11 protein-coding genes and 1 pseudogene are annotated in these 16,280 nt (G+C 43.9%); 10 read left to right on the top strand and 2 right to left on the bottom strand.

Going from position 1 to position 16,280, the window contains the following annotated elements; genetic code table 11:
• The first annotated feature begins 208 nt into the window (after positions 1-208).
• Positions 209-1,846: a cell wall-binding repeat-containing protein gene (locus M8E35_RS07005; protein WP_252468125.1), complete on the top strand. Its 1,638-nt coding sequence runs from the start codon at positions 209-211 to the stop codon at positions 1,844-1,846.
• A 512-nt stretch (positions 1,847-2,358) separates the two neighbouring features.
• Positions 2,359-4,548: a YcdB/YcdC domain-containing protein gene (locus M8E35_RS07000; protein ID WP_252468141.1), complete on the top strand. Its 2,190-nt coding sequence runs from the start codon at positions 2,359-2,361 to the stop codon at positions 4,546-4,548.
• Between the two features lie 347 nt (positions 4,549-4,895).
• Here M8E35_RS07000 and M8E35_RS06995 read toward each other — a convergent pair whose 3' ends face one another.
• On the bottom strand, positions 4,896-5,216 hold the full coding sequence (locus tag M8E35_RS06995) for a muconolactone Delta-isomerase (RefSeq protein ID WP_252468124.1): 321 nt from the start codon (positions 5,214-5,216) through the stop codon (positions 4,896-4,898).
• Between the two features lie 581 nt (positions 5,217-5,797).
• Between M8E35_RS06995 and M8E35_RS06990 the strand changes: the two genes are divergently transcribed.
• The 3 genes from M8E35_RS06990 to M8E35_RS06980 all read left to right on the top strand — a co-directional run bounded on the left by M8E35_RS06990 (position 5,798) and on the right by M8E35_RS06980 (position 10,154).
• Complete coding sequence (locus M8E35_RS06990; RefSeq protein ID WP_252468123.1) at positions 5,798-6,412, top strand: TetR/AcrR family transcriptional regulator; 615 nt, start codon at positions 5,798-5,800, stop codon at positions 6,410-6,412.
• A 75-nt stretch (positions 6,413-6,487) separates the two neighbouring features.
• Positions 6,488-8,902: a PEP/pyruvate-binding domain-containing protein gene (locus M8E35_RS06985; protein ID WP_252468122.1), complete on the top strand. Its 2,415-nt coding sequence runs from the start codon at positions 6,488-6,490 to the stop codon at positions 8,900-8,902.
• A gap of 370 nt (positions 8,903-9,272) precedes the next feature.
• A complete protein-coding gene (locus M8E35_RS06980; RefSeq protein ID WP_252468121.1) occupies positions 9,273-10,154 on the top strand; it encodes a class I SAM-dependent methyltransferase in 882 nt (293 codons plus the stop codon).
• A gap of 154 nt (positions 10,155-10,308) precedes the next feature.
• Here the strand turns inward: M8E35_RS06980 and M8E35_RS06975 are convergent.
• Positions 10,309-10,557: pseudogene (locus M8E35_RS06975) on the bottom strand (transposase); the annotation flags it as partial.
• Positions 10,558-10,968: 411 nt separating this feature from the next.
• Between M8E35_RS06975 and M8E35_RS06970 the strand changes: the two are divergent.
• From M8E35_RS06970 to M8E35_RS06950, 5 genes are all read left to right on the top strand, one after another.
• Positions 10,969-11,922, top strand: a complete 954-nt coding sequence (locus M8E35_RS06970) for a GntR family transcriptional regulator (protein ID WP_252468120.1) — start codon at positions 10,969-10,971, stop codon at positions 11,920-11,922.
• Positions 11,919-12,815: a glutamate racemase gene (locus tag M8E35_RS06965; RefSeq protein WP_252468119.1), complete on the top strand. Its 897-nt coding sequence runs from the start codon at positions 11,919-11,921 to the stop codon at positions 12,813-12,815. The genes M8E35_RS06970 and M8E35_RS06965 overlap by 4 nt, the downstream gene beginning before the upstream one ends.
• An 89-nt stretch (positions 12,816-12,904) precedes the next feature.
• Positions 12,905-13,324, top strand: a complete 420-nt coding sequence (gene glmS, locus M8E35_RS06960) for a methylaspartate mutase subunit S (protein WP_252468118.1) — start codon at positions 12,905-12,907, stop codon at positions 13,322-13,324.
• A gap of 15 nt (positions 13,325-13,339) precedes the next feature.
• Positions 13,340-14,719 carry a methylaspartate mutase accessory protein GlmL gene (glmL, locus tag M8E35_RS06955; RefSeq protein WP_252468117.1) on the top strand — a complete coding sequence of 460 codons (1,380 nt, stop codon included), beginning with the start codon at positions 13,340-13,342 and terminating at the stop codon, positions 14,717-14,719.
• Between the two features lie 12 nt (positions 14,720-14,731).
• Positions 14,732-16,186 carry a methylaspartate mutase subunit E gene (locus M8E35_RS06950; protein WP_252468116.1) on the top strand — a complete coding sequence of 485 codons (1,455 nt, stop codon included), beginning with the start codon at positions 14,732-14,734 and terminating at the stop codon, positions 16,184-16,186.
• Positions 16,187-16,280 lie beyond the last annotated feature (94 nt).

Genomic DNA, 16,280 nt, shown 5'->3' with positions numbered 1-16,280 from the left:
CCTTCAGCATCGGCACTCGCTTTATCGTGAACTCCCACGAATGTGTTCACTAAGCAATTGTCCCCTTTCTTTCAGGTCGACGGGGCTGGGAACAGGGGGACGGTTGGAGACGGTCTAGAGATCATTTGGGGATTGTGAAAGTCAGGGGAAATTGCCCGTTCACAAGAATTCATGGATGCTAAAGCTACGTAAGAAAGGAAGAAATTTCGTGATAAAAAAGAAACGGACTCAAACAGTTTTAAGTATCCTGATAATGGCTTTTTTGCTGATCGGTATGTTGCCGGGGATGTTGCTTGCTGATACTGAGAGTGGTACTAATAGTAGTGGTGAGAATTACACTACCTTAAGAGGGCTGACGTTTGTGTCTGAGGAAGAATCGAGCGTGGTTATTGGGGAGCCGACGGATGTTGAGTTTAAATTAAATCGTATTCCTACCAGTAAACTCTTTACAGGATCGGTCAATGCGACTCTTACAGATTCTGAGGGCAATGTGACTTACTATAACGTATCCGGGGGTGGCGGTTATTACAGCATTCCCGATCTTACCTTATATACGCCCGGAGAATATACCCTCAAAGTTAGCGCTGTTTCTCCAAACAAGGGCTCGGCAACCGGGACGATAAAGGTTGTAGATGCAGTAGTAACGGTAACGGGTTCACTTGTGGTTAATGCCGAAAACTCTCTAAGTGTAAAGCTTACGGATTCGGAAGGGAATGTTTTGGACCAAAGGTCAGTGACCGTGGATGGAACGGCCGTGGATGCCAGCCCGGCAACCCAGAGTTATACCACCTTAAGTGATGGAACGTTTCTCCTTAACATAACTCCGGAGAAAGCTGGCAATGTTGATATTATCTTTGGTGGAAAGATTATCAGTTCAATACCCGTTGCTCCAGCTTTTGAAGCGGGTAGCCGTATCGGTTCTAATGCTCCTGATAATGTAGCACTTTCGGTTGAAATAGCCAAACAAGGCTGGACGAGTGCTTCGAATGTAATCTTGGCAAGAGATGATCAGTTTTCGGATTCTCTCGCCGCGGCTCCACTTTCGAAAAAGCTGGATGCTCCGATTCTTATGACGGGTTCTTCGACATTAGATGATCGGACGTTAGCCGGACTTCGTGAGTTAGGTGCCAGGAACATATATATTGTTGGCGGAACAGTCGCTATTGCTCAGGAGATCGAAGATAGTTTAAGTAAGGACTATACGGTTACTCGGATTGCCGGATTACAAGGATATGATACGGCAGCCCTGATCTCGGCCCAAGTGGGGATCGATTCTACTCAGACCGTATATCTTGCTAATGGGTCCGCTATACCTGATGCCATCGCGATTAGCGCTTTTGCAGGAGCGCAAGGAAATCCAATTTTACTTACAGATAAAGATGTCTTGCCACCTTCTACGCTTCAAGCTTTAACAAATCTTAATGCGGCAAATGTTGTCCTCCTCGGAGGAACCGCCGTTATCAGTAATGCGGTGGAAAACGAACTAAGTTCCAGGTTTTTAGTCAAACGCTGGGGAGGCTATGATCGTTACGATACCCAAAGCATTATCTTTCAAAATCTCCTTAACAAAGAAGCTCCCCAGTCCCCGCTTTACTTTACATCAGGTCTGGTTCGCCAAGATGATGTCAGTTGGGGAAAACCCTATGCAGATGCCTTGTTAACGGCTGCCTTAGCGGCTAAAAACGGGGGAATTGTGGCAATGACTGAACCGAATACCATCCCTTCGGGTCTTAACTTTTTCTTGCTATTCAATAAAGGGTATATTCCAAAGTCAGTTGTTGTGGGTAACAATAGCGGGGTCTCATATAATGTGGAGCAACAACTTCAACAAATGCTGAACCACTAGTCGGTCGGAAAGCTTCCAATATAAAAACCAGTAGCCTCAAAGCTACTGGTTTTTTACGTGATTTTTAAGGCTGGTTTGTGTTAGATCATTAAGGAACCAATTATCTAAAGTTGGATCTTAGGAAAACCGTGGACGTAAGTGATATCCAAAAAAGCTTGGCCTTGGTTGCTCCGGTTTCCAAGCTGCGACAGCTTATCTGCATGCAGGTAAGCTGTCTTTAAATTCTACAGACAGCTTTTGATGTTCAATTATGGTTAATATCTTTCAGTTTCTAAAAGTTCCATTAAACATAGGGGAAAAATAAAAAATAATTGCTTAATATTAAAGGATAATAATGGAATTGATGGAATATATATTGTTGTAGCCTGAGTAGTGAAATAAAGAATTTATAGTTCATTAATAGAAGGAGGCAGTATTAAAGAGTTATGAAAGTCTAAAGAATTAGCTAAGTAAGAAAGGGTTGATGGAAATTGTTAAGGAAGATTCGCCATTTGAACATTGTGATTGTGTGGATGCTCTTATTACAATTGCTGGTTTATCCAGCCAATACTCTAGGAAGCGAAAAATCGATTATCACGGTTGAGCAGGCAGTCCAGTCGGTCAAAGATAACTTTAGTATCCCTGAGAATTATACGCAACTTAATACCGGATATAATGAGTATAACAACCGTGCCACCTATTCGTTAAATTGGCATGCAATCGAACAACCGGGTGGGAGTTTTAATGCAGAAGTTGATGCAATCAGCGGAGAGATTTTAAACATCAGTCAATGGAACGAACGGCTCAAGCCGTCTTTTAAGCTCCCTGTCTTGTCCGCAGATGATACTTTAAAAATAGCCACGGACCTGGTTGCGAAATTGGTTAGTAAGCATCAATCAGAAATGCAACTTGTAACAGATAAGCAACAAGTCTTCCTATTAAATAACTCTCAACCCTTTACGTACAATTTCCGCTGGATTCGAATCGTTAACGGTATCCCCTTTCCTGAAAACGGTGTAAACGTGAGTGTTAGTGGAGAAGACGGGCGGGTTATAAACTACAACTATAATTGGACAGAGGATCTTATCTTTCCAGTTGCCTCAAATATCATTTCTCCTGATAAAGCACGTCAAGTTTTTACAGATACCCCAATGCTCGAACTGCAGTATTTTTTGCCTCCGGTTATGAATCCCCAGACAAGAGAACCTCAACCTCAACGGATACTCCTCGTTTATCAGTTAAGCAATAAATACTACGGAGGAGCGGTGGATGCCTTGACCGGAAAGCCTGTCACACTTAATAAAGCGGGGCTTGCGTATAAATCATCGAGCTCAGCAGGCGGTATCGCGGTATCAGTAGCAGAATCAACAGCAACAGCATCAGCATCAGCTTCAAAGATACTGTCGACTGAGGCTGCTTCTGAAGTTTCAGAACCCTCAACGAGCCAGGGTACGGAAGAGAATTCTCCACAAATCAGCCAAAGTGAAGCAATTGAGATCGTTAAGAAAATGGTTACTATCCCCAAGAATTTTGTGCTTAGGAATTCCGGCTTAAATCCTGACTGGCAAAATCCTACTGAACAAGTCTGGGATTTACAGTGGAATACTGAATCTTTCGGTATGGGAGAACAAGGTTATCTTAGTGCTCGCGTAAATGCTAAAACGGGGGACTTGGTTGGTTTTAATCGATCCAATGGATCAAACCAAGATGACAAATCCAAGCCTCTGAACCGAAAAGATGCCCAAAAAATAGCGGATGACTTTCTTAAACGTACACAGCCTGAACGCATTGAGCTCGTTAAAGTGCAATCAGAAGACTTCTATGGAGGAAAAATGCCTCCCAATATTCAGATGTTTAACTATGTTAGGGTTGTCAACGGTATTCCTGTTTCCCGCAACGGAATGTATTTGATCGTAGATACAGTTGCTAAGCAGGTCGTCAATTATGAAATGAACTGGAATAACCAAGAATTTCCCAGTTCCTCGAATGTTCTGTCTCTCAATGAGATAACAGAACGGTTCTTAAAAATAAGTCCGTTGGCTTTGAGATATTCCTTGATCTTTTATCCTAACGGGCAACCGGAAATACACTTGGCTTATCAACCGAAGTTAGACTATGACATGTACGTTCCGGCTATCCTTGATGCCAAAACCGGTGACCCTATGGATTGGTATGGAAGACCTCAATCCCAGTGGTCTCAGGCCATTACTTATCTGGATATTCAAGGTAATTATGCGGAAAAGGAAATTGGCATAATGGGTCTGACAGGAGCCTTTGGAGAATACGGAGAAAATTTCCGTCCGGATGAGAAAATCACCGTGGGCTCACTTTTGCGGGCGATGCTTACTGCAGAAGGGAATTATCGAGATCGCATTTTGAGCGATGGGGAAGTTTTAGAAATTGCTAAAGATCGCGGCTGGCTGGCTGAGGCTGTAAAACTGGAGTCTGAATTAACTCGAGAGGATCTTTCAAAAATTATGATTCGTCTCATTAATATGGAGCCATCGGCGAAGGTTAAAGGCATATATTCTGTACCCTTTACAGACGCAGATACTATTAATCAGGATTCACTTGGATATATTGCACTTGCCTGGGGGTTAGGTATTCTAAAAGTTGATGAGAATACTCTGCACCCCAATCAAGCCGCAACAAGAGCTGAAGCCGCCTATGCTTTAGTACATTCCTATACAGTCGAGCGACCTGTAATTAATTACATGAAATAGAAGGAAAAGAAAAAAAGACACTAAAAAGAAACAAGGAATAACGGTAAAATAATATAATGAAATAAGTATTTTGCCTGTCATGAATGTGGCAGGTTTTTTCTATTGGCCAGTCCATATTCATTCAACTTATCCAAACCATAGTAAATGCGATTGCGGGCATTCTTCTTTACAAATCCTACCATATTTCCGATTTTACCTTTGCTCTCTGAATCATGCCTCGAGCTTCTTGCTGTTTTTTTCTTCCAATTTACCATTCACATATCGGACTCAATACCCCAAAAAGAACAAAAAAAATAGGCCCCTGGAGGGGCCTAAAACTAGGCTGAGGCTAGGTTGGATTAATTATTCTACTCTTTTGACGTTTGTTTTGCTTCTAGAGCCGATTTAACGGACTCTAGAGCATTTTCAATACTGATTAAGGGAGTAATCTCTGTCTCAAGAAAAGGAAATATAGGAGATTGGGATATTAATATATGGAGTTCCTCGACGGATTCAACATCCCAAATAACACAACCACCTTTTCTACCAGCAAACATTCCTTGTGCCAAAATCTTCCCCTGTTTCTGATAGTTTATAACTTTTTCCCATCCTTCTACCATAATTTCTTTGACCTGTTGAGGTGGGAACGGAGGCAATTGTGTCAATTCGCTTTTAACAAGAAATAACATACTTAACCCTTCTTTCCATTTGATTTTGGCTGTTCATTTAGACACGACAGCCCTTTACCTGCCTCACCCTAGTCAGTAAAAATTCGAGTTGACGGACTGGAATTTCCCCAGTTTCAACCCGAAATAAAGAAAAAGAGCAACCGACCTCTTTAATAAGGTCCATTGCTCTTTTCATATATTTCGGATGGAATTATTTTTAATTATAGTAATAATAAAAGAATCGGACAGAAACTGATTCTAAATTATACAGATGCCTTTTGAACTTTTTCCAATCCTACGTTAACCTTATAATATCTTTAAGTGTAAATTTTGTCAATAGAATCATATAGAATATTTGTGTTGTTTATAGGACCCAAGGAGCTAAATAATGGAAAATTAATTATAGCTGGCGAATTCACGAAAATGCCCTCTAAGTAGATGATTTATTTTACTTAGAGGACATTTTCGTGTCGTATCTGGGTTATAGGTCAAACTTCAACGTCAGATTAGGGGCTCTATTTTGCCTATTGACACATTAATAACAGATAGACATAATTGAATATAGATGGTCTATACTTAATATAGAACTGGAGGGAATTTGTATGTCCGAAACAAAATCTAATAGTCGCTCTTACACTAGTCCCCTGCGTCGTAACCAGAAGGAAAATACGCGGGATCTAATTTTAGATACAGTGGCGGAGATGATCAGTGAAGGTCGCATCCTTGACTTTAGTGTGAAGGATGTAGCTGTCCGCGCTGGCATCTCTTATGGTACGGTTTACCGCCACTTTCCGACGCGGGAATCGATTCTGGAGGCTCTTTATGAAGTAGCCTCAGAAATCATGGCTCAGAGTTCTCCTTTTACGCCACAATCGTTGGACGACATCCCAGCCATGGTAGGGAAGAATTTAGAAGTGTTTGAGGAAAGGGCTACTCTTGTACAGGCTTTCACGGTAGCTTTATTGGTAAACAATGTTCAACCAAACAGCAGGCACCAACGAGATCAAAAAATACAGGAAATGGTTATGGAAAGTACCCCTCACTTATCTTCAGGTGCCGCTAGGCAGGTTGCTGCTATAATTTCACACCTCTGCAGTTCTCTAACGTGGGCAACTCTTAAGCAAAGGTATGGGCTTAATTCTGAAGAAACAGCTGAGGCACTGAATTGGGCACTGCAAACTTTGATTCAAGATATAACACGTCACGAGGAAGATTAAACCCAGGAAACTATTTGTGGGGTAAGCGTGATGGATGACATGAATGATAAATCAGAGTAGAAAGGAGGGGTTGGGGTGAAACAATTAGTTTACTTATTTAAGGAATTGAGAACTGAGCATAATCATCTAGCAGGAGGGAAAGGCGGAGCACTTGCGCACCTTTATCAAAAGGGTTATCCAGTCCCCGATGGCTTCATAATTATGCCGCCGGCTTTCAAAAATGACGAATTAATACCAGAAGCCTGGGGCCAGGTCCAGGCGTACCTTAAGCAAATATGTCAGGAGGGAGGCGAAAGCTCCTGCGCTGTCCGTTCATCTGCACTGTCTGAGGATTCGTCTATGGCTTCTTTTGCTGGCCAGTTTGACACTGTACTGGATGTCAGCACCGACGATGAAGTCCGGAAGGCGATCCGAACCGTGAGCAAGTCACGGCATAGTAAGGAAGTGCAGGTTTACAGCGAGGTAAAAGGTATTAACGAGTCTCACGACATGGCTGTGGTTATTCAGCAAATGGTAAAATCAGATATTTCGGGTGTTTTGTTTACAGCTGACCCGGTGACTGGTAACCGCAATGAAATGGCAGGCAACTTTATCTTCGGGTTGGGCGAGAAATTGGTGTCTGGTCAGGTTACAGCTTATACATTTAAGCTGGGGAGAAAAACAGGGATTTGGAGAAGGGTTGGCTATGATGGACCTGTGGAACTGAAAAAGTTCGCCCCCAAGCTCTATAAACTGGGAGACTGCCTGGAGAAGGAAATGGGCTGTCCCCAGGATATCGAATGGTCGATCGCAGGAGGCACGTTATATTTGCTGCAGTCCCGGCCAGTGACGACTCTGATCGGACATAATCCTACCACCGGTGAGTGTAATGATAGTATGACTGGTAATTACTTATGGTCGAACGTTAATTTTGGGGAAGCAATCCCCCAGGTGATGACGCCTCTCACTTGGACTGTCCAACAGCAAATATTCGAATCGTGGAAGTTGCTACCCGGATATCAATCATCCGGAAATATTGGTGGCCGTATCTATTTAAACTTAAGTATCTATGCTTCGGTTTTAAGTGCTTTGGGTAAAAATAAACAAGGTATAATGCGGTTTCTGGAAGGCTTGTTATACACACGAATTCCGGAGAGCATGGAGATTCCCCTGATACCTCTGTACAAGCGTTCGATAGTATCCTTCATTTTTAATTCTGTAGGAATAATAATCAAACAGATTAGGATGGTTCGAGAATTGCCCAGGTTCCTGAGAGCCAATCCGACTTGGTGCGAGAGAATGCAAAAACAGATCCATGAAACAAATAAGAAGGTCGAACTAACCTTCTTATGGCACAATGAGATTTCACCTCACCTGAAGAACACTGTTTGGAGCGTAATGGGTAGCGTAACTCAGTTCTCAGACTATACGATTAAGTTGCGACGTGAGCTAATTGAACTGCTAGGGCCGGAGGACGCTGATACGTTCATATCAGGTCTGAGTAGCAGTTCAGACGTCAGAGACGGTTCAGGCTCAGGACTCTTAGCAAGTCTTGGACCTGTTCTTGGAATAGCAAAGGTGGCGCGCCGAGAAATCGACCGTACTGAATATATAGCTCAATATGGCCATCGGGGACCCAATGAGTTTGAGCTGTCTGTTCCTCGTCCAGCTGAGGACCCGGGTTGGCTCGATCAGCAGTTGGCACAGTTCGAAAAATCACCCATAGATGTAGAAGCTTTACTTATAAAACAGCGCGATGAGTTCGTTATTGCCTGGAATCGCTTTGAAACAAGCCATCCACGGAAGGTGCGATCTATGAAACGTCGTATAAATAAAGTGGCTCCAAAGGCTCGCATGCGCGAAGCAGTTCGTTCTGAATACGTGCGTGATCGTTGGGTTGCCCGCAGTTTCGCTCTTCGTGCTGGGCAATTGACAGGTCTAGGCGACGATATTTTTTTCCTGACAATTGAAGAGGTATTGAATGCCCTGTCTGGAGATGAGGCGGTAGTGAAATTTATCCCTGCAAGGAAGGACATTCACAGAAGGTACTCGTCTTTGCCTCCCTATCCGTCGATTATATGTGGTCGTTTTGATCCGTTGCTGTGGGCGGCAGATCCCAAGCGACGCAATGACATCTACGATGCTTATGGCTCCGCCTCCGGTTCCTCGTATGGTTCCAGTGAGTCGAAGGGTAATGTTATAACCGGTTCCGCAGGGTCTGCGGGCCGAATCGAGGGAGTGGTTCGTCTCTTGCACAGCCCAGAGGAAGGAGCTCAATTTCAAAAAGGGGAGATCCTGGTTACCTCCCAAACAGACATTGCATGGACACCACTCTTTCCTCGGGCGGGCGCAATTGTCACCGATGTGGGAGCACCGCTATCGCATGCTGCTATCGTTGCTCGCGAGTTGGGCATTCCCGCAGTTGTGGGCTGTGGCAACGCAACCATGCGTTTGCAGACCGGTGACCGCGTACTTGTTGACGGCGGGCAAGGTGTAGTAATGATCTTGTAGTCCTTTTGAATAAAGGACTACAAGGTGTAAGATAAATCGGTCATCCAGTACTGTTTACATAGTGAATTATCGGACCCAAGGAGTGAAATAAAGGTAAATTGTCCATTGTAGCGAATTATTTAGATGTTAAAGGAAATTATGGTGGAGCTATCCAAATAAATGATACTCATCTGAAATCATTTTCACAGTTTAAGGGGGGTTCTTGCAGTCAAATTGTTTTTGCTACCTTGGGCGAACAAGAGCAGTGTTGTTATGACAATAGCACCAGCGTTCTTTTGGACTACTGGTGCTATTGTCATTAGATAAATCATCGTATGGGCTTTGAATTGTGGCTAGAAATAAGTAAATAGATAGGGAGTGCACTTCAACTATGGGAAATAAGAAAAGTGGAACCGCTCTTGTAGCGGCATCGTGCAGACTAATTGAACAGTATCAACCAAATCGACTGTTTAGTGACCCCATAATCAAAGAGTTTTTTAATAAACCAGTGCGACTATTGATGCAATTCAGAAGTATAAGAAATTGGGTGATAGGAAAGTGTGATAGCAGAACTAGAGGAATTTATGGATTATTCGTTTGCCGAACAAGATATATTGATGATGCCCTTCAAGCAGCAATAGTGAAAGGAATTCAACAGGTTGTTATATTAGGTGCGGGTTTAGACACCCGCCCGTATAGAATATTGGGTATAGAAGCAATAAGAGTGTTTGAAGTAGATTTGCCTTCCACGCAAGATTCTAAAAAGGAAAAATTACAACAAACGTTTGGCTCAATACCAAAGGGTGTTAGTTTTATTCCTATCGATTTCAATATTCAGAAACTCAGTGAAGTATTAACTTCAAAGGGGTTTAACTTTGCAAAACCTGCCTTCTTTATTTGGGAAGGTGTTACTCAATATATTTCTCAGGATGCTGTTACCAATACGCTTACATCTATTTCCGAAACAGCACCAGGAAGTGAGATTGTATTTACGTATATTTTAAAAAGTGTAATTGAAAAAGAATCAGATATTGAAGGTGCTGATGATTTCGTTAACTACATTAATAAATCTAAAAATCGATTTAAAGAACATTATGAAACCTGGGGTTTCGGACTTGAACCGTCCCAGTTAGAGGTTTCTTTAAGACCCTTTAATCTAACGTTAGTTGAAGATGTCGGGGCTTCTTATTATCAAGAAAAGTATTTGGAGCCTATAGGCAGGAGCTTAGATGTTTCGGAAATTGAGAGAATTGCCTATGCGAGGGTTATCTGAGTCAATCAAATTTAACAGATGCGTCCGAATGCTGGTGCCATTGTCATAACATTTAGAGATTTATGAGGTTCGTAGATAGAGAAAAGGGGCCGTATCGAACTAAGTTTTGTGTCTATGTTATCTTTTAGTTTGTATTAAAGGTAGATACCACTTTTTATCCCATCACCACTGCCATCTTTCTCATGTTATGAGCAATACAGTGGAGACCCCATTCAATTTTAACCTTCTCTAACCCTTTTAAGAGGAATCGGCGCATGCCAAAGTTGCCTTTGATATCACCAAAGACACTTTCGACCTCGACAGGACGTAAACTTCGCATTTTCAGGCCTTCTTCAGAACACAAATTCTGTCGTGCCTGTTCTTTCAATGCGTTCAGTTTCTGATTTATGTTAATTCTCCTATTTAGCAAAAAAATGTTGATTTAAGTCTGAATTACTCTTAACATCAAAACTCCATTAATATCTGCCAGGGACCCATTCGTTCCGTACTTTATCATGATAGCACTACCGGCATGGACTAGCGCGTTATCCACAAAATTACATAACCCACTAGATCCTTCATGACCTAGAATAATGGACCTTGGACCCATCCTTCAGTGAGGGGAGGCAGGCCCTTTGATCAATTACCTAACCTGATACATACTAATTAAAAAAATAAATTTTTATTAGACAATATAAAGAAGGGAATAGCTAAGGGAATGGAGAAATAAATTAAAATTGGACTAGTCAACCAGGCCAAAAAGGATTAAACCTAACATAAGATAGATAGATCGAGTAGGCTTGTGGCTTGTTAAAGGTTAGAAAGGTGATTTTTGATGGAGCTAGATCGAAAAAGCGGTGTGCCCTATTACATCCAGCTTAAAGAGCAGATTCGGCGGCGAATTACCCAAGGGATTTGGCCAGCAGGGACAAAACTCCCACCGGAACGGGAGTTAGCTAAAAGCATAGCTGTCAGCCGAAATACCGTGAGCCAAGCATATAAGGAATTGGAGAGTGAAGGGATTCTATGCTCGACACGGGGTAAAGGGACCTTTGTTGAGGATACAGCCTTGATCATGCAGCAGGAAAGTCGCAAAGAGAAGGTATTACGTATCGTTGATTTAGCTATGGAGGAAGCGGTAGGACTCGGATTCTCTATTGATGATTTTGTGTCCTTCGTGCATGTTCGGGGGATGGAGAAGAAAGATCTGCTTTCGCGCATGAAAGTGGCATTTTTGGTAAGTAACCCCGAGCAACTGACAGATGTCAATTGGAACCTTGGTCCAGGTGTGAGTCTTGTGCCATTACTTCTTTCTGAGCTTCAGGAATCCCCCCGAGCACAGGAATGCTTAGCAGGAATGGATATGGCTGTCACAGGGGTAGCCCATCTGGCTGAAGTGAAGATTCTTTTAGGCAAACTTCACATCCCTATTCTGGGGATTTCTCTCCAACCAAAACTTGACACAATCGTGCGCATTGCAAAACTAACCATGGGCCGTGAATTGGCTCTGGTTTGTGAAAGTAACCAGTATGCTGAAAAAATAAAAATCGCTCTCAGACAAGCGGGATTGTACCCGGCTTTTAAAACTCTTATTCAACCGAATGAAGCAAGTCTGCGTGAAATTTTACCGGAATGCGGGGCTGTAATCTTAGCTCCAAGGCTTCGTTTTCGAGTTGAAAAAGTTCTTCCAGAGAATATGGAGTGTATTGAGTTTCGTTTTGAACCAGATGCAGGGAGTCTTAATTTACTTAGAGGGGCTTTGTTGGACCTGAAGGGGGAGAAGTTTTGAAGAAACAACGCGTAATTGGCATGTTTGACTCCGGAGTGGGTGGACTGACCGTGATGAGGGAGATTTTGGAGCAACTGCTCGATGTTAGAATCGTTTATTTTGGAGATACGGCCAGGGTACCGTACGGAAATCGTTCTCGTGAGGAGCTCATTCGTTTTGGGGAAGAAATTGCTACCTTTCTGATTGGGCAAGGGGCTGAGGTGATTGTCGTAGCCTGTAATACAAGTTCGGCTACAGCGTTGCCTATTTTAAGAGAGCGGTTTGATGTCCCGATGATTGGCATGGTTGAACCGGGAGCCCGGTTGGCCGTTGAAAAAACCATCGCGGGAAGGATTGGACTAATTGCCACAGAAACCACCGTGCGCAGTAAAGCGTATTCGACGGCTGTGAGTCGGGCCTTGGCGAAAGGCTGCTTACCTGAAGACCCAACGCTTCGAGAATCCTGGCAACAGGGAGAACAGCCTATTACCTTGACTAAAGCACAGGGCTGTCCTCTTTTTGTACCTCTAATTGAAGCTGGTCTGTCCAATTCTTCAGAGGCAAGAGGAATTGCCAAAACTTATCTTACTCCCTTGCATGCAGCCGGTATAGATACCTTGATTTTAGGATGCACTCATTATCCATTTCTTGAACCGGTCCTGAAAGAGATCTTAGGAAAAGATGTACTTATCGTAGATCCGGCTCGGGCGGTTGTAAAAGAACTTAAAATATTGCTTCAGCATTTGGATGAGTGGGAACAATCCGAACTGGTTGAATCACAGCCTGCTTTTGGGAAAAAACCATGGCGAGCTCGCTACTATGTCAGTGGAGATCCAGAGCTTTTTAAACAAGTAGGAAATACTCTTCTCCAAGAACCGATTGGCCAGGTAGAGCAAGTCATATTAGGTGAGTAAGTTTTGGGATTTCATACGATCTTTCTTAGGATTTAAACAAGATTAAACAACTTGACGAAGGTTAAGAAATGACCAGGAGGAATTGATCGATGGAGCAAAAAACTGTGGTATTAGGGGTCATTGGATCAGATGTGCATGCTGTGGGCAATCGAATCTTAGACTTTGCCTTTACCCAAGCTGGTTTCAAAGTGATCAACATTGGGGTCTTGGCAACACAAGAAGAATTCATTCATTCAGCCATTGAAACGGATGCGGACGCTTTATTGGTTTCGTCCTTGTATGGCCATGGAGAGATGGATTGTCGGGGGTTGCGTGAAAAATGTCAGGAAACAGGAATTGGCAAGATCATCATGTATGTAGGCGGGAATTTAGTAGTAGGTAAACAGGATTTTGAATCCGTTAAAGAGCGGTTCTTAGCCATGGGCTTTGACCGAGTTTATCCCCCTGGAACTCTTCCGGATACTCCGATTGAAGATCTGCGTAAGGACTTAGGTATGACGATAGATTAAAAGGGGGAATGGACCTTGCAAGCAGTCCTTCTCATTGATTTTGGTAGTACGTATACAAAAGTGACAATCGTAGACTTAGAGAGTGAGAATATCGTCGGGACGGCTCGAGCGGGCACAACAATTGAAACAAACATAATGGACGGAATGAAGGTAGCTTTAGCCCAAATTCCCGAGCCTGAGGGAGGATGGAATTTTGTCCGTAAGCTCGCCTGTAGCAGCGCAGCCGGCGGTTTAAAAATGATTGCCAGTGGATTGGTAAAAGAGCTTACTGCAGAGGCGGCGAGGCGTGCAGCGTTGGGTGCCGGTGCTCGAGTCCTGGAGGTTTTTAGCTATGAGTTAACTCAGAAAGATTTAGATAGAATTATCCTTTCAAAACCAGATATCCTTCTGTTAGCCGGAGGAACTGATGGCGGGAATAGGGAAGTAATTCTCAAAAATGCGGAAATGCTCAGTACACTCCCTGTTAGCCTCCCTGTGGTAATTGCGGGAAACAAAGTTGTGTCTGGTCAAGCTGCAGATATCCTCAGGAAGCAACACACCCCCGTAGTCATCGCAGACAATGTGATGCCGGAACTGGGCGTTTTGTCAGTAGAATCAGCTCGTTTAGCAATTCGAGAGGTTTATTTAACCCACATTATTCAGGCCAAAGGGTTAGACAAAGCGGAAGAATTCCTGGAGAGGATCATGATGCCAACACCGTCAGCGGTGCTTTCAGCGGCAGAACTTTTAGCTCAGGGATACGGTTCCGAACCGGGAATGGGAGAGCTGATCATTGTGGATGTTGGCGGTGCTACGACAGATGTTCATTCCATTGCTAAAGGTGATCCGAGCAAACCCAGTGTTATGCTGAAAGGCTTGCCCGAACCTTATGTCAAACGGACGGTCGAAGGGGACCTTGGGATGCGTTACAGTTCAGAAGCTTTAGTGGAAACTGCCGGAAAACCTTTGATGGACAATCTTGGTTGGACAAATGATCAAGTTTTAGACCAACTGAGTTTATATAAAGAAGATCCCTGGCGAATCCCTCAAACGGCGGAAGAAGCGAAGTTTGATGTGGCTATGGGCCGAATTGCCGTAGGTTTGGCAGTGGATCGCCATGTGGGAACGATCGAAGTGGTCTATACCCCTTTCGGAGCAAGTTATGTCCAGAACGGCAAGGACTTAACGCCATTAGCAGTGGTCATTGGAACGGGGGGAGTGCTTCTCCATCATTCGGATCCCTTGGAAATTTTACGAGGTGCGGTCTTTAATCCGCAGGAACCCACGATTCTCAAACCACAAGATCCCAGTTTCTACTTGGATAAAGAGTACATTTTAGCAGCCATGGGCTTACTGCGAGAAGTGTCGCCACAGGTTGCGCTTCGGATGATGAAAAAATACATCGTAAAACTTTAGGAGGTTTAGTATATGGATCTGACAGTCCGACAAATGGACGCCGAAGAGTTTCAGCGCCAGCGGCAGGAAGTATTGGGACAATGGCAGACGGGTAAGGATGTCTTTTTTGAAGAAGCGGTCGCGTATCAGAAATCGTTGCCTAAGAGTAAAATATTTGCGGAGAAACTCGCCGAAGGAAAAGAAAAAGGGATTACCTTTGCTCAACCGCGGGCGGGTGTAGCGCTCATCAATGAGCATATTGAATTGTTACGTTTCCTTCAAGATGAAGGAGGGGCTGATTTTCTGCCTTCCACGATTGATTCTTATACTCGCCAAAACCGTTATACGGAAGCTCAAGCGGGTATAGAAGAAAGTGCTATGATTGGTCGTTCTATGCTTAACGGGTTTCCGGCGGTAAACCATGGAGTTGCGGCCTGCCGCCAGGTTGTGGAAAGTGTTCAAGTGCCGGTTCAAGTTCGTCACGGGACGCCGGATGCTCGCTTGCTGGCGGAAATTACCATTGCCGGTGGATTTACAGATTATGAAGGCGGCGGAATTTCTTATAACATTCCTTATTCTAAAGATGTTTCTATTGAAAGCACGATAAAATATTGGCAGTACGTGGATCGCCTTATCGGTCTGTACGAAGAGCAAGGGGTAAAAATCAACCGTGAGCCCTTTGGTCCGTTGACAGGGACACTCGTTCCACCTGCTATTTCTCATGCTGTTGCTGTTATAGAAGGGATTCTCGCGGTCGCTCAGGGGGTTCGCAGTTTGACACTCGGTTATGGACAATGCGGTAATCTCATCCAAGATGTTGCGGCACTGCATACCTTACCGGTTCTTGCGGAAGAGTATTTAGTAAAACTAGGCTTGCCGAAAGTGATGATCACCACGGTCTTTCACCAATGGATGGGTGGTTTTCCACAGGATGAAGCGAAAGCTTTTGGGGTCATTTCCTGGGGGGCAGTGACTGCGGCTTTGGGTAAAGCCTCAAAGGTCATCGTAAAAACTCCTCATGAAGCTCTGGGGATACCTACCAAAGAGGCAAATGCTGCAGGTATCCGAACCACAAAACAAATATTAACCATGTTAAAAGATCAGTCGTTGCCTATGACTCCAGAGCTTGCCCTGGAAGAAGATATGATCTTAGCTGAAACAAGGGCGATCCTTGATCGAGTCCTCGAACTGGGAGAAGGAGATGCTGCGGTCGGCACAGTTCGGGCGTTTCAAGCCGGAGTAATTGATGTTCCCTTTGCACCGAGTCGATATAATGCCGGAAAGATTCTCCCGGCTCGCGACACCACAGGTGCTATACGTTTATTGGACTTTGGCAATATTCCGTTTGATGAGACGATTAAGGAGTTTCATCGTGAACGCATTGCTCAGCGTGGTCGGGATGAGGACAGGGATCCCTCCTTCCAGATGGTGATTGATGATATTTATGCGATTGGTAAAGGGATGCTCGTTGGGCGGCCAAGGGGTTAGCTTTTTTCGGGTCTATGGGTTTCTGGGGATGACGTTGCTTGAGACCCGTTCACGACCGGCGCTCGCAGGCCAAACTAACACGCTAGCTTCGGCT

The organism is Desulfosporosinus nitroreducens, assembly GCF_023897015.1.
Taxonomy (GTDB): Bacteria; Bacillota; Desulfitobacteriia; order Desulfitobacteriales; family Desulfitobacteriaceae; genus Desulfosporosinus; species Desulfosporosinus nitroreducens.
This window is presented reverse-complemented; position numbering and strand designations above follow the sequence as displayed.

Coding starts and splice junctions, on each gene's coding strand:
- M8E35_RS06980 (WP_252468121.1), top strand. CDS start 9,273: ATGGGAAATAAGAAAAGTGGAACCGCTCTTGTAGCGGCATCGTGCAGA.
- glmS (WP_252468118.1), top strand. CDS start 12,905: ATGGAGCAAAAAACTGTGGTATTAGGGGTCATTGGATCAGATGTGCAT.
- M8E35_RS07000 (WP_252468141.1), top strand. CDS start 2,359: ATGCTCTTATTACAATTGCTGGTTTATCCAGCCAATACTCTAGGAAGC.
- M8E35_RS06970 (WP_252468120.1), top strand. CDS start 10,969: ATGGAGCTAGATCGAAAAAGCGGTGTGCCCTATTACATCCAGCTTAAA.
- M8E35_RS06995 (WP_252468124.1), bottom strand. CDS start 5,216: ATGTTATTTCTTGTTAAAAGCGAATTGACACAATTGCCTCCGTTCCCA.
- M8E35_RS06950 (WP_252468116.1), top strand. CDS start 14,732: ATGGATCTGACAGTCCGACAAATGGACGCCGAAGAGTTTCAGCGCCAG.
- M8E35_RS06990 (WP_252468123.1), top strand. CDS start 5,798: ATGTCCGAAACAAAATCTAATAGTCGCTCTTACACTAGTCCCCTGCGT.